This is a genomic window from Dactylosporangium sp. NPDC050688, from assembly GCF_040654515.1.
In the GTDB taxonomy this organism is placed as follows: Bacteria; Actinomycetota; Actinomycetes; order Mycobacteriales; family Micromonosporaceae; genus Dactylosporangium.
Map to the genome: position 1 here is coordinate 64577 of NZ_JBFAIC010000050.1, position 25322 is coordinate 89898.

Sequence of the window (25322 nt, forward strand, 5' to 3'; positions counted from 1 at the left end):
ACGGCCCTGACCGTCAGTCCTTGACGGCCAGGCCGTGCATGGCGATCGCCACGACGGCGTTGACGACGTCGGTACGGGAGGAGGGCCGCACGCCCGGCCGGTACCACTCGGTGATCGAGTTGACCATGCCGAACATCAGCCGGGTCGCGAGCCGCGGGTCGACGTCGGGGCGGATCTCGCCGGCCTCGGCGGCGGCCCGGACCATGGCCGCGACCTGGGTGTCGAGGTCGCGGCGGCGGCGCAGCGCGTCGCGTTCGACCTTGGTGTTGCCGCGCACGCGCAGCAGCAGCGTCACGTACGGCAGCTCGGCGAGCAGCACCTCCGCGGTGCGCCGCACGACGTGCTCGAGGCGGCGGGCCGGGGGGCCGTGCTGCGCGCCGGGCTCGGCGAGCACGGCGGCGAGGGCGTCGAGCGCCCGGCCGGCGGCGAGGCCGAGCAGCTCCTCCTTGCCGCTGAAGTGGTGGTAGAACGACGACTTGTTCAGCCCGGTCGCGCGGGCGAGGTCCTCCATCGAGGTGGCCTCGTACCCGCGCTCGTTGAAGACCGCGACGACCCGCTCGATCAGCTCGTCGCGGCTGTACCGCGGCGGCCGCCCGCGGCCGGGGCGGCGGCCGTCGAGGCCCGCGCCGCCCGGGTCATGCGCGGCGTCCACGCCACCGCCGCCGCCCGGGTCGACGCCGACGTCCGCCCGGCCGGCGGCCGTCACTGCCCGGCCGCGCGCTTGGCGACCAGGGTCAGCACGTCGTAGCGGGCGACGGACTCGCCGTCCTGGCGGGTGATGTCGGCGTCCCAGCGCACCTCGCCGTAGCCGGTCGACTCCCGCGGCGTGATCTGCTTGCAGGTCAGGGTCACGGTGAGCTCGTCGCCGAACTTGACCGGGGTGAGGAAGCGCAGGTTGTCCACGCCGAAGTTGGCCAGCACCGGGCCCGGGTCGGGGTCGACGAACAGGCCCGCCGCGAGGCTGACGATGAGGTAGCCGTGCGCGACGCGCTCGCCGAACAGCGGGTTCGCGGCGGCGGCCGCGGCGTCCATGTGCGCATAGAACGTGTCGCCGGTGAACTCCGCGAAGTGCTCCACGTCCTGCTGGGTGACCCGGCGCGGCCCGGCGACGATCGTGTCGCCCGGGCGCAGCTCCTCCAGGTGCTTGCGGAACGGGTGCACGTCGCCGACGTGCCGCTCGGCGCCGGTGACCCAGCGGCCGGTGACGGCGGCGAGCGTGTCGGGGTCGGCTTGGACGGCGGTGCGCTGCATGTGGTGCAGCACGCCGCGGATGCCGCCCATCTCCTCGCCGCCGCCGGCGCGGCCGGGGCCGCCGTGCACCAGGGCGGGCAGGGGTGCGCCGTGGCCGGTGGACTCGGCGGCGTCGCGGGCGTTGAGGACCAGCAGCCGGCCGTGCCAGGGCGCGACGCCGAGCACGATGTCGCGGGCGAAGCCGGTGTCGGCGGTGACGACCGACCCGGCGAGGCTGCCCTGCCCCCGGGCGGCGTAGTCGATGAGCTGCGCGGTGGTCTCGTACGGCAGGATCGTGGCGACGGGGCCGAACGCCTCCACGTCGTGCGGCTCGGCCCGGTCCGGGTCGCCGACGAGCAGGATGGGGGAGATGAACGCGCCGCGGTCCGGGTCGGCGTCGACGACGTCGACCTTCTCCGGGTCGCCGAACGTGATGCGCCCGGCCCGGGTGAGCGCGGCGACGCTGCGGCGGACCTCGTCGCGCTGGTCGAGGCTGGCCAGGGCACCCATGCGCACGTCGGCGGCGGCCGGGTTGCCGATCACGGTGGCGGCGAGCCGGGCCGAGACGGCCTGCACGACGGCGTCGACGTGGGCGGCGGGGACGAACGCGCGCCGGATGGCGGTGCACTTCTGGCCGGCCTTGACGGTCATCTCGGTGACCAGGGCCTTGACGAACAGGTCGAACTCGGCGGTGCCGGGGACCGCGTCGGGGCCGAGCGCCGACAGGTTCAGCGAGTCGGCCTCGGCGGTGAAGCGCACCGCGTTGCGCACCAGCGCCGGGTTGGCGCGCAGCGTCTGCGCGGTGGCCGCCGAGCCGGTGAACGACACCAGGTCCTGGCCGGTGAGGTGCTCGAACGTGTCGCCGAGGCCGCCCGCGACGAACTGGAGGGCGCCGGGCGGCAGGATGCCGGACTCGACGATGAGTTCGACGAGTTCGGCGGTCAGGAACGCGGTCGGGGTGGCCGGCTTGACGAGGCTCGGCACGCCGGCGAGGAACGCCGGGGCGAACTTCTCCAGCGGCCCCCACACCGGGAAGTTGAACGCGTTGACCTGCACCGCCACGCCGTGCAGCGGGACGCAGACGTGCTGGCCGAGGAACGTGCCGCCGCGGCCGAGCGGTTCGACGGCGCCGTCGACATACACGGTGTCGTTGGGCAGTTCGCGTTTGGCCTTGCTGGCATACGCGAGCAGCACGCCGATGCCGCCGTCGACGTCGAACTTCGAGTCGCCCGGCGTGGCACCGGTCCTGGCGGACACCGCGTAGAGGCGCTGGCGGTGCTCGCGCAGGTGCTGGCCGAGCGCCTTGAGCAGCGCGGCGCGCTGGTGGAACGTGAGCTCGCGCAGCGCCGGCCCGCCGGTGCGGCGGCCGTAGTCGAGGGCGGCGGCGAAGTCGACCCCGGCCGACGAGACGCGGGCGATCTCCTCGCCGGTCACCGCGTCGTGCACGGGCCGGCCGTCGCCGGACGCGGTCTGCCAGTCACCGCCGACGTGGCTGCGGATCATGGGTGTGGTCATGATGTTCTCCTCGCCGGCGGGGCTCGGGTTCAACCGAACGTTCGGTTGAATAATTAGCCCGCCGGGTGGTGGGTGTCAACCGGCGCCGGGGTCAGGCCGAGGGTGACACGGCGGTGCCTCCGGTCAGTGCCGCCCGGACGATGCGGATGGCCTCGTCGGTGTCCAGGCCGATGCTGGCGATGACGGCGGCGTACTCGGCGGCGGCGCGGCCGGCCCGCTCGCGCGCCTGCTCGCCGGCCGCGGACACGTACGAGCCGGCCGCGCCGCGGGTCTCGATCAGCCCCGCCTCCTCCAGCTCCCGGTAGGCCCGGCCGACGGTGTTGACGGCCAGGCCGAGGTCCGCGGCGAGGCGGCGGATGGTCGGCAGCCGGGTGCCCACGGCGAGGGTGCGGTCGTGGATCTGCCGGGCGAGCTGGGCGCGCAGCTGCTCGAACGGCGGGACCGGCGAGGCGGCGTCGATGACGATCATCCGGCTCACCCGGCGCTCGGGGCGTTGGTGGCGTGCCGCGCCACCGTGCCGGTGCCGGCGGTTCGCGCGCTGATCAGGGCGAGGGCGGCGACGCCGAGGACGGTGAAGACCAGCCAGGCGGCGTTCCACCAACCGGCCGTGGTGCTGAACACCGACACGACCGGCAGGCACCAGACCACGCTGGGGGTGGCGACGGCGCGGGCGTCCTCCACCCGCATGGCCACGTCGGCGGTGAGTGAGGCCTCGTCGTCGGCCACGGTCGGGTGCGTCAGGACGTGGCGCAGCTGGACCGCCATGCTCGTGGCGACCCCGGCAAGCCCGATGAGCAGGATCACCGCCGCGAACCTGGCGCCGGCGACCTCCTCGGTCAGGCCGCGGACCGCGAGGGCCGCCGCGCCGGCGAACGTGGCGAGGGTGAGTGCGGCCCGCGGCCGGCCGAGCAGGGTGCGCCAGCCGAGCCGGACCGGGTGGGCGGCCCGTCGGGGCAGGGTCGCGGCGGCCCGCCGGTCGGCCCGCCGTACCCACCGGTCCAGCAGCGACTGTGCCAGTACCAGGGCGACCACCATCGCGGTGAGGGCCAGCAGCGGCCCGCGCCGGACGGGCCCTTCGCCGTGGGGCAGGTCGCTGATGTAGGCGAGGGCGACGCCGCAGAGGAACACGGCCAGCAGCACGTCGCCGGCCAGGCGTGCACGGCGCCGGACCGCCAGGCGCGCCGCCAGCAGCGGGGTGGGCTCGACGCCGGCCAGGCCGTGCCCGGCCAGCCAGGCGCCGGCCTGCTCGAGGTTCGTCATGTCGCCTCCTCTTGTCGCAATCCTTGTCTCACCATCGTGCGACAAGGATTGCGACAAGTCAACGCGTCGACTTTAACGACAACCTGTCGTAATCTTTACGACAGGTTGTCGTATAAAGAAGCGTGGTGTGGTGACCCAGCAGCTGATCGTCGTGACCGGAGCCTCGACGGGCCTGGGCGCGTCGGCCGCCCGAGAGCTGGCCCGCCGGGGGTTCCACGTCCTGGCCGGGGTGCGCCGCGACCGCGACGCCGACGCCGTGCGGTCCGCCGGCGTCGAGCCGGTCATCCTCGACATCACCGAGCCGGCGCAGGTGCAGGCCCTGGCCGAGCGGGTCGCCGCCGACCCGCGACCGCTGCGCGCGCTCGTCAACAACGCCGGTATCCAGGTCAACGCCCCGGTCGAGGCCCTGCCGCTGGCGCAGTGGCGGCGGGTGTTCGACGTCAACCTGTTCGGTCACGTCGCGGTCACCCAGGCCCTGCTGCCCGCGCTGCTGCGCAGCGGCGGCCGGGTCGTCAACATCAGCTCGATCGGCGGCAGGATCGCCATGCCCACCTACGGCGCCTACGCCGGTGCGAAGTTCGCCCTGGAGGCGGTCAGCGACGCGCTGCGGCGGGAGATGGCGCCGCTGGGCGTGCGGGTGGTCGTCGTCGAGCCCGGCGGCGTGCGCACCCAGATGGCCGCCCGCGGGATCGCGACGGCGAACACCCTCGCCGCGCAGATGACGCCGGAGCACCAGGAGCGCTACGGCGGCCTGGTGCAGGCGGTCAACACGCTGATGGCGACCGGCACCGCGGCCGGCGTGACCGCCGACGCCGCCGCCCGGGTCGTCGCGAAGGCCGTGACGGTCCGCCGCCCGCGCACCCGGTACACCATCGGCCGGGACGCCGCCGTGCTCACCTGCCTGGCCCGGATCCTGTCCGACCGCACCCTGGACCGGGTCAGCGCCGCGAACCTGCGCCGCCACCTGCCGAAGGGCGCCACCGCATAGCCGCCTCACCGGCGACGGGCGGCCACGGTACGGGAGGATGGCCGGATGCCGCGGATCCTGGGAGCCAGCATCGAGGAGCACCACGAGATGGTGTGGGCCGGCCTGGCCGAGGCGATGCGGCAGCTGCTGCTGGAGCGCGACTACGACGCGATCACCATGGGGCACCTCGCGGCCAGGACCGGGCTCGCCCGCAACACGCTGTACAACTACGCCCGCGACAAGAGCACGCTGGTGCTGGCGCTCACCGAGCGGGTGGGCCGGCCGACGGTCGAGCGGGTCGCCGCGATCGCCGCCCGTACCGGGGACCCCGCCGCGCAGCGGATGCGGCAGATCGTCGAGGCGGTGCTGGAGGCGTTCACCGACCGGGTCCTGCAGCTGATGTTCCGGCCCGGCGCCGCGCTGCCGCCCGACGGCGCGCCGAAGGGGCCGGGCAGCCCGTTCCACGAGATCGTCGTCGAGGTGGAGCAGGTCGTGCGCGACGGCGTCGCCGGCGGGGAGTTCCGCGACGTCGGCGACGTGCCCCTGGCGGTGGAGCTGCTGTCCGGCGTCATGCGGGCCGGCGCCGAACGCATCGGCCGGGACCCGGACGCCTTCGACGCGACGGTCCGCATGGCGCGCGAGCTCGTCCTCGCCTCGCTCACCCACCGCCCCGGCTGAGCGGGGGGAACGCCGTACGGTGGCTCAGCCGCTGACGACCCGCAGGGTACGCAGTGACGGGTCGGCGGCGTACGCGATCCTGACGCCCGCGTGCCGGGCCTGGTCGAGGGCGGCGATCGCGTCGCCGAGCAGGGCCTCGCCGTCGCGCCGCAGCAGCGCGCGGGCGGCGTCGGTGCTGGCGAGGATCGCGCCGGCCGGGCTGGTGGTGACGGTCGCCTCGACTCCGGCGTCCAGGCGGGCCGGGTCGATGCGGCCGGTGCGGGCCAGCACCAGCGCCGCCTGGCTCCACGCGGGGAGCGTCTTGTGCGCGCTGGTGACCATGACGTCGGCGCCGAGCTGGAGCGGGTGGCGGGGCAGCGCGGGATGGAAGCCGAAGTGGGCGGACCAGGCCGCGTCGACGACCAGGGGCACACCGGCCCCGTGTGCCGCATCCGCGAGGCCGGCGATGTCGCCGACGGTACCGACATAGGACGGGTCACCCACGAGGGGCGTCAGGCCTGGGGGGCTGGCGGCTGGCCGTACTTCTGCCGCAGCTTGACCAGGTCCGCCGGATTGTCGACCCAGTTCTCGACGTAGCCGCAGTTCAGGCAGAGGTACCGGGCGATCGGCACGGCGCTGAACGTCGTCAGCCCGACAGGGATGTAGTTGCCGGCCCCGTATGCGTTGGAGCCGCCGGGGACGCGGGCGATGCTGGACGCACGGCACTTCGGGCACGTGTGGGTGTACCTCATGATCAGATCTTCGCTGATGGCCGGTGCTGCGGGCCCGGCCGGTCGTGCGCCGGCCCGCGACCCGGCGGGTATGCCGAGGTCGCGGGCCGGTCGGAGCGGTGCGGCTCAGCCGTGCGCGGTCAGACCTGCGCGGGTCAGACGTGCGCGAGGCGGGCCGCGTTGACGGCCTCGTTGAGGCGCTGCTCGGCGTCGCGGCTCAGCGAGCTGCGCAGCAGCTTGCCGCCGAGCTGCATTGGTGCCATCTCGCTCACGACCTTGTCGATGGTGACCTGGTCGACGAGGAGGAACAGCACCGCCATGCCCGGCTGCAGCGTCGAGCCGAGGTCCTTCATGAACTTGTCGTCCACGCCCACGTCGATCGACTTCCCGGCGAGTGCGCCGGTGCCGGCGCCGATCGCCATGCCGAGGAACGGGGCGAGGAACAGCAGGCCGATGAGGCCGCCCCACAAGGCGCCGCTGGCCGCGCCGGCGCCGGTGGCCGACGTCGCCTGGTGCATGCGGACCTTGCCGTTGGCGTCGACGTCGACGACGGCGGCGTCACGGACGCTGATGAGGCCCTGCCGCTGCAGGTCGAGGATCTTCTCCCGGGCGGTCTTGGCGGTCGCGACGTCGGCGTACTCGATGGCGATCATCTCGCTCATGATGCTTCCCTCCCTGTCGATCAGCTGAGGATCTTGGTCTTGGCTCGTTCGAATTCGGACTCGTTGATCACGCCCTGCTGGCGGAGCTCGGCGAGTCTCGCCAGGTCCTCGGTGACCCCGCGGCTGCCGGCCGCCTCCTTGACGTAGGCGCGGAACTGCGCCTCCCGGTCCTGTAGCTCCCCGCCCTTGCGCACGAACATCCGGTCGCCCCGGGCGATCAGGTAGATGAGCACCCCGGCGAACGGCAGCACGACGACGAGGACCGTCCAGCCCGCCTTCGCCGGCCCGCTGAGATCGTGGCTGCGGAACACGTCGACGATGACGGTGACGACCAGGAAGATCCAGAGGAACCAGACGAAGTACCACAGCATCGTCAGGAACACGTCGATCATGGGATATGACGACATCCGTGCCCTCCTCCGGGCCGCGCCAGTGCCACCTGCAACGCTGGCCATGCCGCCGCCGGACCGCCTCGCCCATGCCGGGTGACGATGATGGCCGCGGCCGTCACCGCCACCTCACCCGCCCGGGATGAAGGCGTCCGGCCGGGCCGGGTGAACGGTCAAAGCCAGGACCGGACACACCTGGGGGAGCCATGACCGCGATTTTCGGCCACCGCCACGACCCGCGCCGCGCAGCCGGCAGCCCCGCCCGCGCGGGGACGGGCGTCGCCGTGTCACACCGGCACCTGCTCGCCCTCGGGGCGGTCACCGTGCTGTTCGGCATCTCGGTGCTCATCTGGCCGGCCGCGACGCTGCGCCTGCTCGGCGTCCTCGCCGGAATCTGGCTGATCGCCACCGGGGCGCTGCGCATCGTCCACGCGCTGCGGCGCAACCACGAGGCGCGCGGGCTGACCGACCAGCTGCTGTCCGGCGCGCTCGGCATCGTCCTCATCGTCGGCGGCATCGCCTGCGTCAGCAGCACAGCGAGCGGGGTCACCGCGGTCGCGGTGATCCTGGGCCTGGCGTGGCTGCTCAGCGGCTTCGCCGCGGTGCTGCTCGGGCTGTTCTCCCACGGCAGCGCACGCCTGTGGCTGCTCGGGATCGGCGTGGCCTCGATCGTCGTCGGCGTGCTGTTCCTCGCCTGGCCAGACCTCTCCGCGCGGTCACTGGTCCTGCTGACCGGCATCACCGCACTGATCCTCGGCACCGGCGAGCTCAGCTTCGGCTGGCAGCTGCGGCGCCAGCCCGCGGTGACCGGCAGCCGCGAGCGTTGAGGCACTGGACGGGCCGCCCGCCGCACTTGCCGGTGGGCGGCCCGTTCAGCACGGGGTGTGAGTCAGGTCAGAGGGTGAGGTTCTTCTGCTGGACGGTCCACTGGGTGCCGCAGAGGCCGCAGTTGGGCCCGACGAACGTGGTGCCGGCGGCCGTGTCGCCCTTGAGGCGCCACTTGAGGTACAGCACCGCGACCCGGCCGAACTCACCGCCGTTGGTCTGGGTGTAGGTGCCGCCGTGACCGACGTTCAGGTTGCCCATGAAGGCGGGCAGGCCGGCGGGGAGCTTGCCCCAGTCGTCCATGGCGTTGCCGTAGGCGATGTCGCCGGGGCCGCCGACGAAGTACGCGATCGGCTTGGTGAGGCGCCGCAGCTGGTAGTCGTTGGCGTCGTTGAGCAGGCCGCTGCTGAAGATGCCGGTGGTGGTGACGCGTGGGTCGTTGGAGACCTCGTACGCCTCCAGGCCGCCGCACGACCAGCCGGCCACGGCGATCTTGCCGGTGTTCAGCCGGCCGTAGTACTTGCTGCCCTGCCGGCTGTTCTCGGCGACGGCCCAGTCCATCGACTGGGTCAGCATGGCGGCGGTCGTGGTGCCGGAGCCGTTCGGGGCCCCGCTGGCCAGGACCAGGAAGCCGTGCGAGGCGATCTCGCGCAGGAACGGCAGGGAGGCGGTGCCGTTGGCGGAGCAGCCGCCCTCGCCCCAGACGAAGATCGGCAGCTGCTCCGCCGGCAGGGTCTCCGGGCGGTAGATGGTGTGGTTGGGCAGCCCGCCGGAGGTCTCGTAGTTGGCCGGGTACGGGCCCGAGCCGCCGGTGCCCGGCCGGGGACTGGTACTGGTGCTGGGCGACGCCGACGCCGACGCCGACGCTGACGCCGACGCCGACGCCGACGGCGAGCCGACCGCGCCGGTGCACGCGGTGCCGTTGAGCGCGAAGCTCGCCGGCGCGGGGTTCGTGCCGTTCCACGTACCGTTGAAGCCGAACGACGCGGACGAGCCGGTGGGGATCGAGGCGTTGTAGGCGGCGTTGGCGACGCTCACCCGGTCGCCGGACTGCGTGACGGTGCCGTTCCACAGCTGGCTGACCGTCTGGCCGGCACCGAACGTCCAGGTCAGGGTCCAGCCGTTGACGGGGTCGCCGAGGTTGGTGACGGTGACGTCGGCGCCGAAGCCGCCGGGCCACGAGCTGGACACCGCGTAGGTGACGCGGCAGCCGGCGGCGGCGTTGGCGACGGTCGTGAACAGGGCACCACCGGCGGCGGCCAGGGCGAGTGCGAGGGTGCCGGCGGCGGCCGTGCGCAGCCGGCGACGGGAGAGCTCCATCAGGGTCCTCCTCCAAGGATGTCGGAGCGGACGGTCGGGTCAGGCGAGCGTGCAGGCGGCGCCGTTGAGGGTGAACGCGGCCGGCCGGGCGGTGTTGCCGGTGTGGTTGGCCTGGAAGCCGACGGTCGTGGACGCGCCGGGGACGAGCACCGCGTTGTAGCTGACATTGCGGGCGGTCACCTGGCCGCTGCTCGGGCTGATCGTGGCGTTCCAGCTCGAGGTGACGGTCTGCCCGGCCGGCAGGGTGAAGGCCAGCGCCCATCCGTTGACCGCGGTGGTGGCGGTGTTGGTGATGGTGATGTTCTCGGTCAGCCCGGTGTTCCAGGCGTTGACCTCGTCAGTGACCCGGCAGGCGGTGCCGCCGGGCGGCGGGCTGGACACCGGCGGGCTGGACACCGGCGGCACGGACGGGCTCGCGGAGCTGGGCGGGCTGCTGGGGCCGCCGGGTGTGGTGAGGCCGAAGAACGCGACGGCGTAGGCGGCCATGCCGCCGGACGGCAGGCTGTGCCCGGCGCCCTGGATGCTGTAGGCCTCGACCTGCACGGTGCCGGACGGGTCGGCGTAGCGGCGGCGGTTCCACCCGGACTGCGGCGTGTCCGTCGACGTCGGGGTCTGGCTCAGCCCGAACACGTCGGTCCACTGCTCGATCTCCTCCTGCAGCAGCCGGTATGGTACGAGCGTGTCGCTGGTGCCGTGCCACAGCTGCATGCGGGGGCGGGGTCCGGTGTACCCGGGATATGCCTGGCGCACGGCGTCGCCCCACTGCTGCGGGGTGCGGTCCAGGCCGCCGTTACCGGTGCACCGGCTGCTGCCGGGCGGGTAGTCCGCGGCGCCGGCGAAGCAGTTGAACGGCACGCCCATGAACGCCGCGCCGGCCTTGAACACGTCCGGGTAGAGGGCGAGCATGTGGTTGGTCATCATGCCGCCTGATGAGCTGCCGGTGGCGTAGACCCGGTTCGGGTCGCCGCCGTACTGCCGCTGGACGTAGGTCACCATCGACACGATCGAGACCGGGTCGCTGCCGCCGCCGCGCCGTTTGGCCGCGTCGGACCAGGTGTCGAAGCAGTTGCCGAAGCCGGCCTGCTGCGTGGCGGTCGGGTAGATCACGATGTAGCCGTACCGGTCGGCGAGGGTGGCGAACTCGCTGCCGGAGTAGAAGCCGGGCCCGGATCCGCCGCAGCCGTGCATGGCCACGACGATCGCCGGGCTGGCCGGGCGGGTGTCCGGCACGTAGACGTGCATCCGCATGCCGCCGGGGTTCGTGCCGAAGTTGGTGACCTCGGTGAGCGCGGCCGCGTAGGCGGGCCGCAGGGCCACCAGGCTCAGGCCGGCGGCGAGGATCGCCGCGGCGGGGGCGATCAGGACTTTCCAGGTGATGTGCATGCGCCATTTCCTCCGATACCGCGACCCGTGTCGCGGCCCGTTTGCGAGATCGATCCGTCGGATCGACGAGGACAGCGCGGCTCCCGAACCATGCGCGGCACTTAGTGTGCCTCTGGTCCCCGAAAGTGTCAATCGATGCCGTTCGCTCGGTGTGCGGGCGTTACAGTCGACCGGTCCCGCCGCTCCCGCCGCTCCTACCGCTCCTACCGTCGGAGGTCGTGTGTCCAGCCCGTTCGACATCGAGGAGATCTTCCCGGACGAGGACGTCGCGGCGGTCCGGCTGCCCCGGCGGCAGTCCGGCCCCGCCCCGCAGGGCCTGGCGGTGACCCTGCTCGCGGACTACACCATGCGCACCGGGGCCTGGCTGCCGTCCGCGGCCATCGTGGCGCTGCTGGTCGAGACCGGGGTCAGCGAGGCCGGCGCCCGCACCGCGATCAGCCGGCTCGCCCGCCGTGGCGTCCTGCTCGGCAGCCGGCAGGGCCGGCACAGCTCGTACCAGCTGGCGCCGGCGGCCGCTGCCCACCTGTCGGACGGCGGGCGCTGGGTCGTGCAGTCGGCGGCGGCGGCCGAGCCCTGGGACGGGTGGTGGACGCTGATCGCGTTCTCCCTGCCGCAGCAGGAGCGGACCCGGCGCCGGTCACTGCGCGGGCAGCTGCGGTGGCTGGGGTACGCGCCGCTGTACGACGGGCTGTGGATCTCGCCGCACCCGCTCACGCCGGCCTCCACGGCGCAGCTCGCCGAGGTGGCACCGGGCGCGGTCACCGTGTTCCGGGCCAGGCACGTCGAGCTCGGCGCGATGACGGGCCGCGAGCCGCTGCGGGCCTGGGACATCGCGGCCATCGCGGCGCACTACGAGTCGTTCCTGCAGCGGTGGCGGCCGCTGCTGCCGGACGTGCGGGCCCGGCGGGTAGGTGGTGCGGCGGCGGTGCGCGCCCGCACCGAGGTCATGGACACCTACCGCCGCTTCGCCGTCCTGGACCCGCGGCTGCCGGTCGCCCTGCTGCCGGCCGGCTGGCCGCGCGCGGCGGCCCTCGAGGTGTTCACCACCGTGTACGACGGGCTGGCCGGGACCGCCGAGGAGCACGTACGGGCTGTGGCCGGGCGGCACACCGACGGGCCGCCGCCGAGCGTGCGGTCGCACACCGTCGCGAACCTGCTCGCCGGCGTCCGCGACGGCGCCCGGCCCGCACTTGCATCCGGTACGTAGGTACAGGTTTACCGTTGTGGCAGGCGGCGCCGGCGGGGCGCCGCATCACCCGTCCAAGGAGCCTGTCATGGCGTTCGAGGTGCCCGACGCGAGCACCCTGCCCACGGCCGACCAGCCGGTGCGGCCGGCCGAGTTCGACCTGGTCACCGCGGCGCACGCGAGGGTGCGGCACACCCCGGCGACCCGGACGGCCGCGTGATGGGCGCCCCGGACCGGGCGGGGCTGCGCACCGGCGAGGTCGCCGAGCGGGCGGGGGTGAACATCCAGACGCTGCGCTACTACGAGCGGCGCGGGCTGCTCAGCGAGCCGTCGCGCTCGCTCGGCGGGCACCGGCTGTACCCGCCGGACACCGTCGCCCTCCTCAACGTCATCAAGGCGGCGCAGCGGCTCGGGTTCACCCTCGACGAGGTGGCTGAGCTCCTCGACGCCGGCCGGCGCCGGCACCCGACCGCCGACCTGCGGCAACGGGCGATACAGAAGATCGCTGAGATCGACGCCAGGATCGCCGACCTCACCGCGATCCGCGGCACGCTGTCCGAGGTCGTCGACGCCCGCTGCGACAGCCTCACCAACTGCACCTGCGCCGACTGCCCGATCCCGTTCCTTACCATCGGCCGCCCCGACACCTCCGGAGAGCTCGGATGAGCGGGCCGGAGCGGAGCGGAGCGTTGCGAATCATGGGTGCAGGGTGGAGTGCTCGCCGCCGTCGCCGAGATCGGCGGCGCGTGGCTGGTGTGGCAGGCCCGGGCGCTCGTCCGGGATCGGCACCGGCTCGATGCTGGCGGCAGCGCGGCTGGACCATCCCGGCGCGCGATGCCGGCGGGGCGTCGGCGATGCTGTGGGCGTGGAGTACGTGTCCAGAGTGCCGCGACCGCCGCTGGACGGGCTGATCGACGACCTCTACTACCTGGAGGGTGCGCCGCCGTACGCCCGGCTGACGCTGCCGCCGATGCCGGCGGCGTTGCTCATCGTCAACCTCGGGGCGCCGTTCCGCATCCGCGCCGGCACGGACATCGAGACGGCCGAGTACGCCGACGGCTGCGTGGTCACCACGCCCACCCGCGCGTTGGAGTTCGGCTACCCACTCCGGACCCGGTCCGTCGGCGTGCACGTCAAGCCGTGGGGGCTGGCGCCGTTCCTGCCGATGCCCGCGGCCGAGCTGTGTGACCGGCCGGTGCCGGTGGAGCAGGTTTGGGGCCGGCCCGCCGTTGCTGAGCTGCGAGACCGGCTGGCCACGGCGGACGGACCGCACGAGATGCTGACGGTGCTCGAGGAGGAGCTGATGCGACGGCTGTGCCAGACCGCCGGCCTGGGGCTGGTCCGCCATACGAGCAGCGTCATCGCGGCGACCAGCGGGGCGGTGGCGATCGGCGACCTGAGCGGGGCAGCCGGTGTCAGCAGCACTCATCTGGCACAGCGGTTCAAGGAGCTCATCGGCGTCACGCCGAAGCGGCTGGCCCGCACCTACCGCTTCGCCGCCACCGTGTTCGCGATCGACCCCGCCGGACCGATCGACTGGGGCGACCTCGCCGGTGGCGCAGGCTACTTCGACCAGGCCCACTTCGGCCACGAGTTCCGGGCGTTCACCGGGCTCACGCCGACCCGGTACGCCGAAGTCCGGCGGCGGTTCCTGCGCGAACATCCCGGCCACGTGCTAGACGGCTGGCCGCTGCCGGCCGATTGATTTCTTACAAGAGCGACAGCTCACAACACGCTAATTTGGGGGCATCCCAAGGCAGAGGAGAGCTCCGTGGGCAAGGTGGTCATGTACAGCTCGGTGTCGGTGGACGGCTTCGTCGCGGACGAGAATGACCAGCCCGGACCGCTGTTCGACTGGTTGTCCAGCGGTGACGTCCCGTTGGACGAGAGCGGCGAGCTGAAGGTGTCACAGACGTCCTACGACTACACCCGGCCGTACTGGGACCAGATCGGCGTCACGATCGTCGGCCGCCACGTCTTCGACCTGACGGACGGCTGGGACGGGAAGCCTCCGGGCGGGATCGACCACGTGGTCGTCGTGACGCACCGGCCGGCGCCCGAGGACTGGGACCCCGAGGCGCCGTTCCACTTCGTCGACGGCGTCGAGGCAGCCGTGGCCAAGGCGCAGGAGCTTGCGGGTGACCGCCTGGTCGAGGTCGCCGCTGGCGACGTCGGTGGCCAGGTGCTTGCCGCGGGCCTGATCGACGAGGTGCGTATGGACGTCGTACCCGTCGTGTTCGGGTCCGGCAAGCGCTATTTTGGGTCGGTCCACGCGCAGCACCTGTTGGAGGATCCTGACGTGGTGATTCAGGGCAACCGGGTGCTTCACCTGCGCTATCGGGTGCGCCGTTGACCGATCTGTTCAGCGGAAACGCAGGCTCTGCTCGCGGAACTGATGGGTTCGTCGTGGCCGTGCCGGAAGGCGCCGGCTCGGTTCGTGGTCAACCGGCCGGGTCCGTTCGAGCGTATTGCGTGCTGTCGGCGCGGGGCAGGGAGCGTAGGTGGCGCAGGACCCGCGGAGCGTGGCCGCGTTGATGGAGCGTCATCAGGTCGCGGTGTATCTCGGTGCGATCGTTGCTGGGGCCGCGGTGGGCTGGTTGGTGCGGCGCACGGGACCAGGGCTGGAGTGGCTGATCAACCCGGTGCTCGGCGCCTTGTTGTATGTGACGTTTCTGCAGGTCCCCGCTCGGGAGCTGGTCCGGTCGTGGCGGGATGGGCGGTTCCTGGCAGCGACGCTGGTGGTGAACTTCGTGGTGGTGCCGCTGGTCGTCGCGGCTTCAGCGGGCTCGCGGGCGGCAGCAGCCGGCGGCTGCTCGCCGCGACGCCGCTGTTGCTGCTCGCTCAGCTGGCGTTGTTACCGCTGTTCCTGCTGCTGTTCTTGGGCGCGGGCCTGGCCGACGTGGTGCAGACCGGTGCGGCGCCTACCGCTCAGTGGTCTCGGCCGGCCCGTCGTCCTGGACCTTTTCCAGCCGGTCCTGGAGGAACTGGTGCCTGAACTGGTAGGTCACCCCGTTCTGCCGGAGAATTCCGCGGTCGTGTGCGGCAACCAGAAACGTCATCAGACGCAGCGGCAGGCGGTCCCGGACCCAGTAGATCAGCCGCCACAGCGTGTACGCCCCATATCGTGACTGCGCCGACGCGACCAGCAGGCCGGCGGTCAGCCCGTAGGTGAAAGTGATCTGCACGGCCGCGACGGCGCAGGCCTGCGTGGTGCCCCCTCGGGCCGAGATGTACATGCTGGCCGCCAGCCCCGGTGCCACCGCGACGATCAGGAGTGCGGTCAGGAACGTTCGCCGATCGGCCCGGAGCAGATCCAGTGGGGTCATGACCACGTTCTCGGGCAGGACTCTGCCGTGGGTGCCGAACGCGACGGCTGCGGCGGCGCCGGTGGCCAGACCGAATGGCACCAGCCAGCCCGGGGCGATGCCGCTGAAACCCGCTGCCACTGCGGCAACGGCACCCAGGATCAGACCTCCCACCACGCCGAGCCATGAGACATTGGGCCCACGCGACGGGAAGTGCCGCTGGGAAACGTCGCGTGACACCTGCACCGCCAGCCCGAACGCCATGCCGAACATGAGGCCGTAGGCAAATCCCGCGACGATCCCCACCAGCATCACCACGAGCATGCCGGCGTCCAGAGGGCTTCGGAACACGCTGCGCGCGGCCGTGGCCGGCGTGGTGACCCGCAGGGACAGCGTGTACCTGGCGTACAGGAACGTCAGTCCGATGCTGAGCCCGGTGATGATGCCGCGGGCCCCTCCCGCCGAAACGGCATCGAGATACCCGGTGGCACCGGCGATCGTGCAGGCAGCGACCCAGATGCCGAACCTGCCCCCGCGGCGCCGGCGGTGTGGTGCGAGCCGGTCGGGATGCAGGACGAACCAGACCACGAGCGCAACCCCGAACGCCGCTGCGGCCGACTGGCCCCATGGCTGGGTCATGTCGGTTCGTGCGCTGTAGCCCATCCCGTTCAGGCCGAGCGCCACCAATCCGGCGATCAGTGCCGCGCGCCAGGCATGGCGGACTTCCTGACGGCGAGCGGCCGGCCCGGATCGGCGTGCTCGTTGCCGTGGCACCTGGGGCGAGGCCGTATGAGCACCCCGCGAGAGCAGGCCGGCCAAGGACCAGACGACGACGCCGATGGCGAATCCGTCTGCGGGACCGGTCAGCCAACCGTCGGTGACGCCCGGTCCGGCCGCGTTCGCCCAGCTGTCGACGGCGCCGACCAGCAGGCCGAAGCCGACAGCATGGCCGAGTGGTCCCCAGCGGTGGGCACGTACCGGTCCGTACTGCTCGCTCTGGGGCGCCGAGCGGATCGCTGCCCACAGCAGTACACCTGACATGATCGCCGACAGCAGCCAGCCGTTGACGACCTCGTCCCCTCGGTTCACCCAACCGTCGATGAATCCGGACCCGAATCCCTGCGTCCAGGGTGGGTCCGTCGCCTTGTCGGGTGTGGAGTCGAACGGGGGATCGGTGGACTGGACGAGCGCGCCGGCCGTGCCCACGACGCTGCCGAACACGAGGTAGTGCCACCAGGGGGACCGCCGTACCGATAGCGGGCGCCAGGCGAACCCGCCCGCTATCGCGGCGCAGACGGCGAGATCGTAGCTCGCCGTGACCGTGCCGGCGATGTATGCGCCGAGGGCGGCGAGGAGGCTGGCCTGGAGGTTCTTGGTCAGCAGCAGCGTGGTGAGGTAGCCGATCGCAGCGGCGGTGGCGATGCGGGCGCCGGTGAAGAGACCGTGCTGCAGGTTCTGATACACCCAGCCGGTGAACGTGGTGGCCGACAGCGCGGTCCACACCACGATCGCGACGAACACCGTGAGCTGGATCCAGCGTGTGTGACGCCGGTCGCCGTTTGCCGCCGGCCGGAGATTCCACCAGGTGAGGTCGGTCGGGTTCGCTCGCGAGTTCAGGGTCGACGCGAGGAAGTTGAGCCACCGCTTGACGTCCGCGAGCTTCCACCGGCGTTCGTCGCCGAACTGGGCCGGCACGTAGCTGTCCAGCAGGTGCTGCTCGACCTCCTTGGGATCCGCGAACGCGCGGAGCTCTTCCGGTGGAGGCGAACGGTCCGGGTCGGAGTTGTACACCGCATCGGCGAGCATGACCATCAAGGGGGTCTCCAGCACCGCCGCGATGATGTGCCCCTGCCGGATGGAATCCGCCACGTCCTTCCACCGGCCGGCGCGCAGGGACCGACCGGCCAGATAGTCGATGACCTCGTTGCCGCGCTGCGGCAGCAACCTCACGCCCATCGCGCCGCCGAGGCCGGGTGAGTCGGTCGAGAACGCGACCGCGGAGTACTCCGCCGGGCGGCTCGTCAGCAGGATCGCCCATTGTGGATGGCCCGGAAGCTCAAGACCGAGTTGCCTAACGAAGTCCTGCCTGCTGCTCGCCGGCAGTTCGTCGAAGCCGTCCAGGATGATCGCGATCTTGTTGAGGCGCAGGAGCGCTGCCGCGTACGAGTCACCGTCGCGCCCGGGTGCGGGGTCGCCGAGGAACCGGTAGTTGCGGACGAGCCAGTTCTCCAGCCATGCGGCGACGCTGCCGGAATCCCAGGACGCCACGGGGATGAGCACCGGGACGACGGCGTCAAAATCGGCCCTCCGCGTGATCAGTGCGATGAGGGCCCGAAGCGCCAGGTGCGACTTGCCGGACCCCGCATCACCGAGGACGATCAGCCGGCGGGAGGGCGTGCTGTTCATCCAGGCGTCGACGAGGTCGAGGTCGACGCCGGCGAGAGCAGCATCCGACGTGGCCCACTGTTCGCCACGACGCTTGACGGTGGAGGGCGCGTGCTTCGCCATCCACTTCCTTGACTCCGTGGCGCTGGCGCACACCCGGGCCGGCGCGGGACCCCATCGGATCTCCAGCCGGTCGTCTGCGCCCAGTTTCAGGCGGAGGGCCTCCTTCGACCACTGCCGTTCCACGAGCACCGCGAGGTGCTCGGCGGCCTGGTCGACGCTCGTGCGCGTCCGGCGGCCGAATACCAGGAACTGCCGGACGTTCTGAACGATGTTGGTGCTGATGGAGCCGGTGTTGTCACCGCTGACAGCGACCGAGCCGTGGCCCTGGGCAACGCTCGTGCGCGCCTGCTGCGGCGATGGGACGCCCTCGCCCGCTCCGTCGTCACCGGTGGAGGTCAAGGGCGCGCGCTCTGGTCGGTCCCGCTGACCCTGCTCCTGATGTTGCCCCGGTTGTCACCGCCGATGGCCGTCGATCCGTCGCCGCTCGCGGAGATCTGTGCGGGTGCGGGCGCAGGGGCGCCTTGTGGGGTGCGGACGCCTGAGACTTCCGTGTCGATGTCACCTTCGCTGTCACCGGCGATCGCCGTCGCCCCGGCGCCTGACGCCGATACCCGCGAGGGCGGCGTGGTGCCCTGCGGCTGGCGCCACGTGAGCCAGCCCAGCGCCACCCCGCCGATGCCAAGGCAGACCGACACGAACATGCCGACGATCGAGACCCATTTTTCCGCGTTGTCCAGTCCTTGGCCGGTAAGGAACCATGCGACACCGAAGAAGCTCGCGCAAACCAACCCCGACGCGATGATCACATTCCGTCGATTGGCCATGCACCCAGAATGACATGGTCGCGCCACTCGTCACCCGATGGAGTGCCGGGCTCCGCCCCGGAACGGTCTCCTGCGTATACGCGGCCGGAAGATCGCCCTGGAGCTGCTCAGCAGCCGGCCCGACGCGTCGCTGCGGGATGTGCAGCAGCCGCGGTCTGTCACGGCTGCCTCCCCCGATGTGCCTGGCGACATCATCGAAAGGTCCGGACACCCCGTAAAGCGGTAGCGGGCAACTGAGGAAATTCCGCACCTGCCACCGCACCCCTTGCCCGCCAAGGGATTGCGGGGGACAGTACCTCTGGATCGGTACGCCCCGGACGGTGGCGCGGGCGGTGACCGCGTCGGGGCGCGCGGCGTCCAGCGTGCGGGCCCGCCGCGCGGCGAGCTCGTCCGATGCGGAGGAGTCCATCTGCCGAAGCGTATGGCAGCGGCGCCGGCTCAGCGGTCGTTGAGCGCGGGGACGATCTTGGCGGTGATGTCGCGCAGCAGGGTGACGTCGTCGTGGGTGAGGTGCTCGAAGATGCGCCGGCGGACCTTGGCGACGTGGCCGGGCGCGGCGGTACGTAGCACGTCCATACCGGCGTCGGTGAGCGCGGCGATCTGCCCCCGCTTGTCAGCGGGGCAGGCCCGCCGCTGCACCCAGCCGCGCTCCTCGAGGCTGGTGACCGCATGCGACAGCCGGGTGGTGGTGCTGCCGACGAGCCGCGCGAGGTGGGTCATGCGCATGGCGCGGCCGGGCTCGTCGCTGAGCGTGGCCAGGATCTGGTAGTAGGCGTGCGGGATGCCCGCCTCCTCGCGCAGCTGCCGGTCCAGCGCGGTGGGCAGCAGCATGAGCACCTGCACGAGGTTCATCCACGTGTCGAGCTCGGTGCTGGTCAGCCACCGCGGCTCGGCGGCGGATCGGTCGTCGGTCACCGCTCCATCCTCTCTCCCGGCACGGTGCCGGCGGTCCTGTGATGCCGGCGGTCCGCGTCGAGCCTCAGGCCGTCGGCCGGACCCGCAGCAGCAGGGCGGTCACCTGCTGCGGGGTCAGCTCGTGCGCCTGGTCGAACGCGCCGGGGCTCCACCGCCGCGCGAGCAGGTTTCACCAACGAGCATCGGCCGCTGCTCTTGAAGCTTCAACAACTTGCCGTGTGTCGCGCGCCACCCGCCGTCGGGAGCCAGGTCTAGAATTGGCGCCAAAGATTTACAAACGTCAATATATGCAAGCCGTGTCTGAGGTAGTGGAACAGCCGGTCGACCCGGGTGGACAGGGACAGGAGTCCCGAATTCTGTCCCGGGCGATGTCCCGGGATCCGGGCTTCTGGCCTCGTGTTTCGGCTGGTCTCCCGACTTCGTGCCACGGTCGGCGGTGTATTGCACAAGCAGCCGTAGCAATTCCTAGATTCCTTTCCGTCATCGCCGAATGGTGACCTGATGTGAAGGAGTGGAAAACGTGAAACGACACCTTCTCCGGCTCGGCGCGGTCGCGCTGGCCGGTCTGCTCAGTGCGGTCGTCATCCCCGCCGGCCCGGCCGGTGCCGCGCCGATGTGCGACCAGCCGGTGCCACCGCCGGCGTGCGGTGACGGTGGCGAGGACCCGCCGCCGGCGCCGCGGGACACGCCGGTGCACGGCACGCTCGACACGGTCACGTACGTCGGCGGCGCCGTGCGGGTCACCGGGTGGGGCATCGACCGGGACAGCGGCGCGGCGCCGCTCGTCGTGGACATCTACATCGACGGTGCCTGGAAGCGGACCCTGGCCGCCGACACGTACCGGCCGGACGTCGCCGACGTGTACCCGGCCTACGGGGCGTACCGCGGCTACGACGCCACGGTCCCGGCGGGGCTCGGCACCCACCAGGTGTGCGCGTGGGCGATCAGCGTGGTGCCGGCCGGCGCGCCCAACCCGGGCAACCCGCTGCTGGGCTGCAGGACGTACACGGCCACCCTCGCGGCGCCGAGCAACGTGCGCACCATCTCCAGGGCGCAGGACGGCACCACGGTGATCGGCTTCAAGGACAACTCCGTGGAGGAGACGTCCTTCCGGATCACCATCACCCGGCAGTACTGGGAGCCGTACACCGACCCGCGCTGGGGGCAGACGTACCGCGCCTACTACGTCGACCGGCAGCTCACGGTGCCGGCGCAGGCCGGCACGGCCGAGGTGACCGCCACGACCGAGACCTGGGGATCGGACTGCCGCACGACGGTGGTCGCGGTCTCCGGTTCCTTCCAGAGCGCCCCGGTCTCGACCGGCTGGTGCTGACCTGGCGCAGCGTGCACGGACCCGCCGGGAGGCATGCCCTCCCGGCGGGTCGCAGTGCGCGCACGGCGCCGGTGTGACGCCGCCTGGCCGGGCCGGCGGGCTGCGACGCGCCGCTTCAGGGGTGGGCGAGGACGCAGAACTCGTGGCCGTCGGGGTCGGTCAGGCAGGTCCACGCCACGTCGCCCTGCCCGACGTCCAGGTCGGTGGCGCCGAGGGCGCGCAGCCGGGCGACCACGGCGGCCCGGTCGTCGCCCGGGTCCGGCAGCAGGTCGAGATGGACACGGTCCGGCACGGTCCTGGCACCGGGCGTACGGATGAACTCCAGGAACGGGCCGGTGCCCTGGGCGCGGCGCAGCGCCGCGAGGTCGGTGGTGACCTCGTGCAGGGTCCAGTCCATCGCCTCGCCCCAGAACCGGGCCATGGCCCACGGGTCGGCGCAGTCGACGACGACGGCGGCGACCGGCCCGGTGTCGCGGTAGCGGTCGCGGGGCTCCAGCACGCAGAACTCGTTGCCCTCCGGGTCGGCCAGGACCGTCCACGGCACGTCGCCCTGGCCCACGTCGGCGGGCGTCGCGCCGAGGTCGCGCAGGCGCGCGACGAGCTGCGCCTGATGGGCCGCGGAGGTGGTGGCCAGATCGAGGTGGGTGCGGTTCTTCAGCGGTGACTTGGGCTCCGGGACGGGCACGATGTCGAGGCCGACGACGACCGGGTCCGGCCAGACCAGGCCGCCGGCGGGCCCGACGTAGGTGGTCACGCCGGCGGCGCCGCGGCACGCGTGCCAGCCGAGCGCCTCCGCCCAGAACCGGCCGACCGCCGAGGCGTCGAGCGCCTTGATGATCAGGTGAGCCGGTCGCAGCGCCATACCGGCGATCCTATGCACCCCCGGGCCGCTGCCGCTGGCGGTGCTGGCGGCGGCCGCTGCTGCGGTCCGGGTGTACCGCTGCTGCGGTGACCGGCGGCCGGGCCAGGGGCGTGCGTGCCCCTGACCCGGCCTCGGCGGGGTGTGACTAGAGGCTGACGGTGCGCCCGCCGAGGGTCACGACCAGGTGGCCGTCGGCGGCGAAGGACCAGGCCAGGGCGCCGCTGTAGGTGGTGCAGCGGGAGCCGTTGGTGCCGGTCCAGAACTGGTTGGAGCTGTCGGCGTTGCCGATGGTCTTGTCGTTGGAGCCGCCGCTGCTGAAGCGGCACGACGTGTTGTTCCGGTACGTGTGCGAGCCGGCGTCGAACGAGAAGTTGCGCTCGGCGTTGTCGACCGACAGGTTGTTGGAGATCGTCATCGAGCCCGGGTTGCTGTTGTACGTGAACCCGTGCTTGCCGTTGCGGTAGGCGATGCTGCGCTGCACCACGTGGTTGACGCCGATGTCCTCGCCGCCGAGCTTGTAGCCGTTGCGGTCGCCGTTGCTGTTGACCGTGCCGTTGCTGAGCGTGCCGTTGTTGTAGGCCAGCGAGTCCTGGATGGTGACCGGGCCGATCGCGCCGGTGTCGGTCTTCGTGTACAGGTCCCAGCCGTCGTCGATGTTGTTGTGCGACACGGTGTACCGGAACACGTTGCCGGTGCCGACGGTGAGCTTGGCGGCGAAGCCGTCGGCGTCCTCACCGTCGGAGTCGGCGTTGTCGTGCGACTCGGAGCTGATGACGAGGTTGTTCGCCGGCCACTGCGCCTTGGGCGTGTCGGAGGCGATGCGGGAGATCTGCAGGCCGCTGTCGCGGTTGAACCGGGTGATGACCCGCTCCACGGTGTTGTTGCTGCCGCCGACGAAGATGCCGTTGTCGCCGGCGCGCTCCACGATGATGCCGGTGATGTGCCAGTAGTTGCCGTTGACGGCCAGGCCCCGGTTGGCCGGGTCCTCGCTCTGCGCGGAGAAGTTGAACACCGGCGTCTCGCCCGGGTACGCGGTGATGTGCTTGGCCGCGCCCGACGTGCCGTTGTTGCCGGGGGCGATCGTGATCGTCGAGGACTGGTTGTACGTGCCGCCGCGCACGAAGATCGTGCCGCCGGCGGTGACCCGGGTGATCGCCGAGGCGAGCGTCGTCGGGCTGGCCTGGGTGCCGGCCGCGCCGGCGGTGCCGTTCGGCGCCACGTACAGGGCGGAGGACGGCGGCTGGCTGGTCGGCGGCTGGCTGGACGAAGGCGACGTGCTGGGCGTGCGCGACGGCGACGGGGAAGCGGGCCCGGTCGGCTGCGACGGGGTCGGGGTGGTGCCGCCGGTGGTGACCGTGACGTTGTCGAAGTTCGCGCTGGCGTAGGCGGTCTGCAGGCCGATGCGGCCCTTGGCGATCGCCGCGTTGGTCACGGTGGCGACCGTGGCGCCGTCCACCGTGCCGCTGATCGTGCTGCCGTTGACCGTGATGGCCAGCGTGTACCAGGTGCCGGTGGCGACGCTGCGCGACGCGCTGCCCAGGACGGTGACCGAGCCGCCGTTGACCGCCTGCAGCTGCACCGCGTTGCCGGGCAGCAGCGCGAGCCGGTAGAAGGTGGTCGAGCCGGTGGAGCGGGCGAGCAGGCCGGCGAAGCCGCCGGAGCCCAGCGTCAGCGGCTTCACGGAGGCCTGGACGGTGTAGTTGGTCCAGCCGCTGTCACCGGCGAACTGGCGGGCGTTCTCGCTGCCGGCGTTGGACTGCTGCAGGACCTTGCTGCCGTCGGTGACGACGCTCCAGGTGCCACCCGACTTCGACCAGCCGCTGGTGGAGCCGTCCTCGAACGTCGCGGTGAACGCGGTGTCGGCGAACGCGACCTGCGTGGCCAGTACCACGCCGGCCGCGGTCACGGCGGCGGCCGCGGCGGCCGGCCACCGGCGCGACCGCAGCCGGGAACCGATGTGTAGACGCATGAATCCTCCGGGGTGACAGTGCGCACGTAGGGGATGTCGCACGGGTGCGCACGGTGAGGTCCTCGGCGGCGTTCCGGGCGAGGAACGGAGGGCGGACCTTCGTGCCGACGAATCGGACACTAAGGAAAGCGTTTTCCTCGCGCAAGGCATAGCCGTTCGCAGGATGGTTGCAGGATTTTCCGCCGGCCCCGGCGGCGCTGAAACTTTCAGGCCGGCAGCGGCACGGCGGCCCAGACCGTCTTGCCCGCCGGGCCGCCGAGCCAGCCCCAGGCCGCGGCCCGCCGGTCGAGCAGGTGCAGGCCGGTCGGCCGGGCGGGCAGCAGCCGAGGGGGTGCCGTCGCGCCGTCCCGCACGGAGATCCACAGGTACGCGCCCCGCCGGCTGACCGTGACAGTGCACTCGGTGCCGGCGTGGATGACGGCGTTGAGGACCAGCTCGACCACGATCCGGCCCGCCGTCGCGGCCAGCTGCGGCACGCCCCAGGTGGCGCAGGCCTCCTGCACCAGGTCGCGGGCCCGGCTGGCCGCGAGCGCGTCGGGCCGCAGCGCGACCCGGAACTGCTCCGGTGGTGGCGGGCCGGCGTCCACGGCCGCGAGGGCCTGGTCGGGGTCGTCGTGCAGGCGCAGCGCGCGCCGCCAGTACGGAGCGTCGAGCCTCGCGCGCAGCGCGCCCCGCGACGGCATCACCCACAGCAGGGCGACACCGTAGTCGCGCCGCGCGGTGAGCTGGGCGGCGCCGAACAGCGCCGCCGCGGTGCCGCTGACGTCGTCGAAGTCGCGCAGGTCGACGATGACCGCGCGCGGGCAGGCGGCCAGGGCCTTGCCCAGGCAGGTCCGCAGATAGTCCCTGCGGTCCGCGGTGAGGTGACCGGCGACGGTGAGCCAGGAGATCTCGCGCTCCAGGTCGTGCACCGAATCCATCGTCACCATGGGTGAACGGTAAGGCCGGTCAGCTGAACCTGCATCCGCTGAACATTCGACCCCGATCGTGCACCGCGCGGTGCGTTGACGGTGGAAATGAAAACCGATACCACTAAGCGAGCGAAGACCGCTTTCGCCTGCCGTGCGCGGCGAGCGCCGCCGCGCACCGACCGAAGGAGATCCCATGTCCCTCGACGTCCCCACCGCCCTGCTGGAGCGGGCCGAGGCCGGCCCCGTCGACGACGCCGAGTTCGTCGCCTGCGTGCGCGACTCGCTGCCGTACGCCTGGAGCGTGATCAGCGGCGTCGCCGCCGACCTGCACGCCTCCGGCGGCGACTTCGCCGACCACGAGGTCCCGCCGCCGGGCGAGGCCGAGCGCGGGCAGCTGCTGCGGGCCCTGGCCAGCGACGCGATCCGCGGCGGCCTGGAGCGGCACTTCGCGGTGCGGCTCGCGTTCCAGAACTGCCACCGCGTCGCCGCGTTCACCCCGTCGGCCGTCGGCGGCGAGCGCCACCGGGCGTTCGTCTCGCCCCGCGGCCAGTTGCTCAACCAGTCGCCGGAGCTGCGCAACTGCTGACGGCGCGGCGCGACGTGGGCGGGTCCGCCGGCGGACCCGCCCAC

At 72.3% G+C, this 25322-nt stretch carries 26 protein-coding genes; 10 read left to right on the plus strand and 16 right to left on the minus strand.

The window, feature by feature from the left end:
• Nucleotides 1–13: 13 nt before the first annotated feature.
• The 4 genes from AB0H83_RS35640 to AB0H83_RS35655 form a co-directional block, all read right to left on the minus strand.
• Nucleotides 14–706, minus strand: a complete 693-nt coding sequence (locus AB0H83_RS35640; RefSeq protein WP_360102891.1) for a TetR/AcrR family transcriptional regulator — start codon at nt 704–706, stop codon at nt 14–16.
• A complete protein-coding gene (gene paaZ, locus AB0H83_RS35645; RefSeq protein WP_360102893.1) occupies nt 703–2745 on the minus strand; it encodes a phenylacetic acid degradation bifunctional protein PaaZ in 2043 nt (680 codons plus the stop codon). The genes AB0H83_RS35640 and paaZ overlap by 4 nt, the downstream gene beginning before the upstream one ends.
• A gap of 91 nt (nt 2746–2836) precedes the next feature.
• A complete protein-coding gene (locus AB0H83_RS35650; protein ID WP_360102895.1) occupies nt 2837–3214 on the minus strand; it encodes a GntR family transcriptional regulator in 378 nt (125 codons plus the stop codon).
• Between the two features lie 5 nt (nt 3215–3219).
• Nucleotides 3220–4005 (minus strand): hypothetical protein, encoded by a 786-nt coding sequence (locus AB0H83_RS35655; protein ID WP_360102897.1) that lies wholly within the window; start codon nt 4003–4005, stop codon nt 3220–3222.
• A 127-nt stretch (nt 4006–4132) separates the two neighbouring features.
• Here AB0H83_RS35655 and AB0H83_RS35660 point away from each other — a divergent pair, with 127 nt between their 5' ends.
• Nucleotides 4133–4993: an SDR family NAD(P)-dependent oxidoreductase gene (locus AB0H83_RS35660; protein WP_360102899.1), complete on the plus strand. Its 861-nt coding sequence runs from the start codon at nt 4133–4135 to the stop codon at nt 4991–4993.
• A 45-nt stretch (nt 4994–5038) separates the two neighbouring features.
• The gene (locus AB0H83_RS35665) at nt 5039–5650 is read left to right on the plus strand and encodes a helix-turn-helix domain-containing protein (protein WP_360102901.1); all 612 of its coding nucleotides are present in this window, start codon (nt 5039–5041) and stop codon (nt 5648–5650) included.
• A gap of 24 nt (nt 5651–5674) precedes the next feature.
• On the opposite strand, the gene AB0H83_RS35670 is transcribed toward AB0H83_RS35665, so the two are convergent.
• The 4 genes from AB0H83_RS35670 to AB0H83_RS35685 form a co-directional block, all read right to left on the minus strand.
• On the minus strand, nt 5675–6133 hold the full coding sequence (locus AB0H83_RS35670) for a hypothetical protein (protein ID WP_360102903.1): 459 nt from the start codon (nt 6131–6133) through the stop codon (nt 5675–5677).
• Between the two features lie 8 nt (nt 6134–6141).
• Nucleotides 6142–6381 carry a hypothetical protein gene (locus AB0H83_RS35675; protein ID WP_360102905.1) on the minus strand — a complete coding sequence of 80 codons (240 nt, stop codon included), beginning with the start codon at nt 6379–6381 and terminating at the stop codon, nt 6142–6144.
• Between the two features lie 134 nt (nt 6382–6515).
• Complete coding sequence (locus tag AB0H83_RS35680) at nt 6516–7022, minus strand: DUF1269 domain-containing protein (RefSeq protein ID WP_360102907.1); 507 nt, start codon at nt 7020–7022, stop codon at nt 6516–6518.
• Between the two features lie 20 nt (nt 7023–7042).
• The gene (locus AB0H83_RS35685; RefSeq protein WP_360102909.1) at nt 7043–7429 is read right to left on the minus strand and encodes an SHOCT domain-containing protein; all 387 of its coding nucleotides are present in this window, start codon (nt 7427–7429) and stop codon (nt 7043–7045) included.
• Nucleotides 7430–7617: 188 nt separating this feature from the next.
• Here AB0H83_RS35685 and AB0H83_RS35690 point away from each other — a divergent pair, with 188 nt between their 5' ends.
• Nucleotides 7618–8238, plus strand: a complete 621-nt coding sequence (locus tag AB0H83_RS35690) for a DUF308 domain-containing protein (RefSeq protein WP_360102911.1) — start codon at nt 7618–7620, stop codon at nt 8236–8238.
• Between the two features lie 67 nt (nt 8239–8305).
• Here the strand turns inward: AB0H83_RS35690 and AB0H83_RS35695 are convergent, their stop codons facing one another.
• Nucleotides 8306–9556 carry a cellulose-binding domain-containing protein gene (locus AB0H83_RS35695; RefSeq protein WP_360102913.1) on the minus strand — a complete coding sequence of 417 codons (1251 nt, stop codon included), beginning with the start codon at nt 9554–9556 and terminating at the stop codon, nt 8306–8308.
• Nucleotides 9557–9595: 39 nt separating this feature from the next.
• Nucleotides 9596–10939, minus strand: a complete 1344-nt coding sequence (locus tag AB0H83_RS35700; protein ID WP_360102915.1) for a PHB depolymerase family esterase — start codon at nt 10937–10939, stop codon at nt 9596–9598.
• Between the two features lie 220 nt (nt 10940–11159).
• On the opposite strand from AB0H83_RS35700, the gene AB0H83_RS35705 reads away from it, so the two are divergent.
• The 5 genes from AB0H83_RS35705 to AB0H83_RS35725 all read left to right on the plus strand — a co-directional run bounded on the left by AB0H83_RS35705 (nt 11160) and on the right by AB0H83_RS35725 (nt 14478).
• Nucleotides 11160–12146, plus strand: a complete 987-nt coding sequence (locus AB0H83_RS35705) for a PaaX family transcriptional regulator C-terminal domain-containing protein (protein WP_360102916.1) — start codon at nt 11160–11162, stop codon at nt 12144–12146.
• A gap of 67 nt (nt 12147–12213) precedes the next feature.
• Nucleotides 12214–12345 carry a hypothetical protein gene (locus AB0H83_RS35710; protein WP_360102918.1) on the plus strand — a complete coding sequence of 44 codons (132 nt, stop codon included), beginning with the start codon at nt 12214–12216 and terminating at the stop codon, nt 12343–12345.
• On the plus strand, nt 12345–12791 hold the full coding sequence (locus AB0H83_RS35715) for a MerR family transcriptional regulator (RefSeq protein ID WP_360102920.1): 447 nt from the start codon (nt 12345–12347) through the stop codon (nt 12789–12791). Before AB0H83_RS35710 ends, AB0H83_RS35715 begins: the two co-directional genes overlap by 1 nt.
• A 199-nt stretch (nt 12792–12990) precedes the next feature.
• Entirely contained in the window at nt 12991–13830 is an 840-nt protein-coding gene (locus AB0H83_RS35720) for a helix-turn-helix domain-containing protein (protein ID WP_360102922.1), read from the plus strand.
• A 66-nt stretch (nt 13831–13896) separates the two neighbouring features.
• Nucleotides 13897–14478 carry a dihydrofolate reductase family protein gene (locus AB0H83_RS35725; RefSeq protein WP_360102924.1) on the plus strand — a complete coding sequence of 194 codons (582 nt, stop codon included), beginning with the start codon at nt 13897–13899 and terminating at the stop codon, nt 14476–14478.
• A gap of 568 nt (nt 14479–15046) precedes the next feature.
• Here the strand turns inward: AB0H83_RS35725 and AB0H83_RS35730 are convergent.
• The 3 genes from AB0H83_RS35730 to AB0H83_RS35740 all read right to left on the minus strand — a co-directional run bounded on the left by AB0H83_RS35730 (nt 15047) and on the right by AB0H83_RS35740 (nt 19617).
• Nucleotides 15047–18277, minus strand: coding sequence for an NACHT domain-containing protein (locus AB0H83_RS35730; RefSeq protein WP_360102926.1), 3231 nt, complete (start codon nt 18275–18277; stop codon nt 15047–15049).
• A complete protein-coding gene (locus AB0H83_RS35735) occupies nt 18274–18702 on the minus strand; it encodes a hypothetical protein (RefSeq protein WP_360102928.1) in 429 nt (142 codons plus the stop codon). The genes AB0H83_RS35730 and AB0H83_RS35735 overlap by 4 nt, the downstream gene beginning before the upstream one ends.
• 438 nt (nt 18703–19140) lie before the next feature.
• The gene (locus tag AB0H83_RS35740) at nt 19141–19617 is read right to left on the minus strand and encodes a MarR family winged helix-turn-helix transcriptional regulator (protein WP_360102930.1); all 477 of its coding nucleotides are present in this window, start codon (nt 19615–19617) and stop codon (nt 19141–19143) included.
• Nucleotides 19618–20137: 520 nt separating this feature from the next.
• Between AB0H83_RS35740 and AB0H83_RS35745 the strand changes: the two genes are divergently transcribed.
• Nucleotides 20138–20950: a hypothetical protein gene (locus AB0H83_RS35745; protein WP_360102932.1), complete on the plus strand. Its 813-nt coding sequence runs from the start codon at nt 20138–20140 to the stop codon at nt 20948–20950.
• Between the two features lie 115 nt (nt 20951–21065).
• Here the strand turns inward: AB0H83_RS35745 and AB0H83_RS35750 are convergent, their stop codons facing one another.
• The 3 genes from AB0H83_RS35750 to AB0H83_RS35760 all read right to left on the minus strand — a co-directional run bounded on the left by AB0H83_RS35750 (nt 21066) and on the right by AB0H83_RS35760 (nt 24710).
• Nucleotides 21066–21812, minus strand: coding sequence for a VOC family protein (locus AB0H83_RS35750; protein ID WP_360102934.1), 747 nt, complete (start codon nt 21810–21812; stop codon nt 21066–21068).
• Nucleotides 21813–21957: 145 nt separating this feature from the next.
• Entirely contained in the window at nt 21958–23781 is a 1824-nt protein-coding gene (locus AB0H83_RS35755; RefSeq protein ID WP_360102936.1) for a family 16 glycoside hydrolase, read from the minus strand.
• Between the two features lie 206 nt (nt 23782–23987).
• Nucleotides 23988–24710 (minus strand): ATP-binding protein, encoded by a 723-nt coding sequence (locus AB0H83_RS35760; protein ID WP_360102938.1) that lies wholly within the window; start codon nt 24708–24710, stop codon nt 23988–23990.
• A 175-nt stretch (nt 24711–24885) separates the two neighbouring features.
• On the opposite strand from AB0H83_RS35760, the gene AB0H83_RS35765 reads away from it, so the two are divergent.
• Nucleotides 24886–25278 carry an SCO5389 family protein gene (locus AB0H83_RS35765; protein WP_360102940.1) on the plus strand — a complete coding sequence of 131 codons (393 nt, stop codon included), beginning with the start codon at nt 24886–24888 and terminating at the stop codon, nt 25276–25278.
• Nucleotides 25279–25322 lie beyond the last annotated feature (44 nt).

What these genes read in the sequence shown, in the direction of transcription:
- AB0H83_RS35685 (WP_360102909.1), bottom strand. Translation starts at nt 7,429, where the DNA reads ATGTCGTCATATCCCATGATCGACGTGTTCCTGACGATGCTGTGGTAC.
- AB0H83_RS35650 (WP_360102895.1), bottom strand. Translation starts at nt 3,214, where the DNA reads ATGATCGTCATCGACGCCGCCTCGCCGGTCCCGCCGTTCGAGCAGCTG.
- AB0H83_RS35665 (WP_360102901.1), top strand. Translation starts at nt 5,039, where the DNA reads ATGCCGCGGATCCTGGGAGCCAGCATCGAGGAGCACCACGAGATGGTG.
- AB0H83_RS35760 (WP_360102938.1), bottom strand. Translation starts at nt 24,710, where the DNA reads ATGGTGACGATGGATTCGGTGCACGACCTGGAGCGCGAGATCTCCTGG.
- AB0H83_RS35700 (WP_360102915.1), bottom strand. Translation starts at nt 10,939, where the DNA reads ATGCACATCACCTGGAAAGTCCTGATCGCCCCCGCCGCGGCGATCCTC.
- AB0H83_RS35695 (WP_360102913.1), bottom strand. Translation starts at nt 9,556, where the DNA reads ATGGAGCTCTCCCGTCGCCGGCTGCGCACGGCCGCCGCCGGCACCCTC.
- AB0H83_RS35735 (WP_360102928.1), bottom strand. Translation starts at nt 18,702, where the DNA reads ATGGCCAATCGACGGAATGTGATCATCGCGTCGGGGTTGGTTTGCGCG.
- AB0H83_RS35655 (WP_360102897.1), bottom strand. Translation starts at nt 4,005, where the DNA reads ATGACGAACCTCGAGCAGGCCGGCGCCTGGCTGGCCGGGCACGGCCTG.
- AB0H83_RS35710 (WP_360102918.1), top strand. Translation starts at nt 12,214, where the DNA reads ATGGCGTTCGAGGTGCCCGACGCGAGCACCCTGCCCACGGCCGACCAG.
- AB0H83_RS35690 (WP_360102911.1), top strand. Translation starts at nt 7,618, where the DNA reads ATGACCGCGATTTTCGGCCACCGCCACGACCCGCGCCGCGCAGCCGGC.
- AB0H83_RS35715 (WP_360102920.1), top strand. Translation starts at nt 12,345, where the DNA reads ATGGGCGCCCCGGACCGGGCGGGGCTGCGCACCGGCGAGGTCGCCGAG.
- AB0H83_RS35755 (WP_360102936.1), bottom strand. Translation starts at nt 23,781, where the DNA reads ATGCGTCTACACATCGGTTCCCGGCTGCGGTCGCGCCGGTGGCCGGCC.
- paaZ (WP_360102893.1), bottom strand. Translation starts at nt 2,745, where the DNA reads ATGACCACACCCATGATCCGCAGCCACGTCGGCGGTGACTGGCAGACC.
- AB0H83_RS35765 (WP_360102940.1), top strand. Translation starts at nt 24,886, where the DNA reads ATGTCCCTCGACGTCCCCACCGCCCTGCTGGAGCGGGCCGAGGCCGGC.
- AB0H83_RS35675 (WP_360102905.1), bottom strand. Translation starts at nt 6,381, where the DNA reads ATGAGGTACACCCACACGTGCCCGAAGTGCCGTGCGTCCAGCATCGCC.
- AB0H83_RS35750 (WP_360102934.1), bottom strand. Translation starts at nt 21,812, where the DNA reads ATGGCGCTGCGACCGGCTCACCTGATCATCAAGGCGCTCGACGCCTCG.
- AB0H83_RS35680 (WP_360102907.1), bottom strand. Translation starts at nt 7,022, where the DNA reads ATGAGCGAGATGATCGCCATCGAGTACGCCGACGTCGCGACCGCCAAG.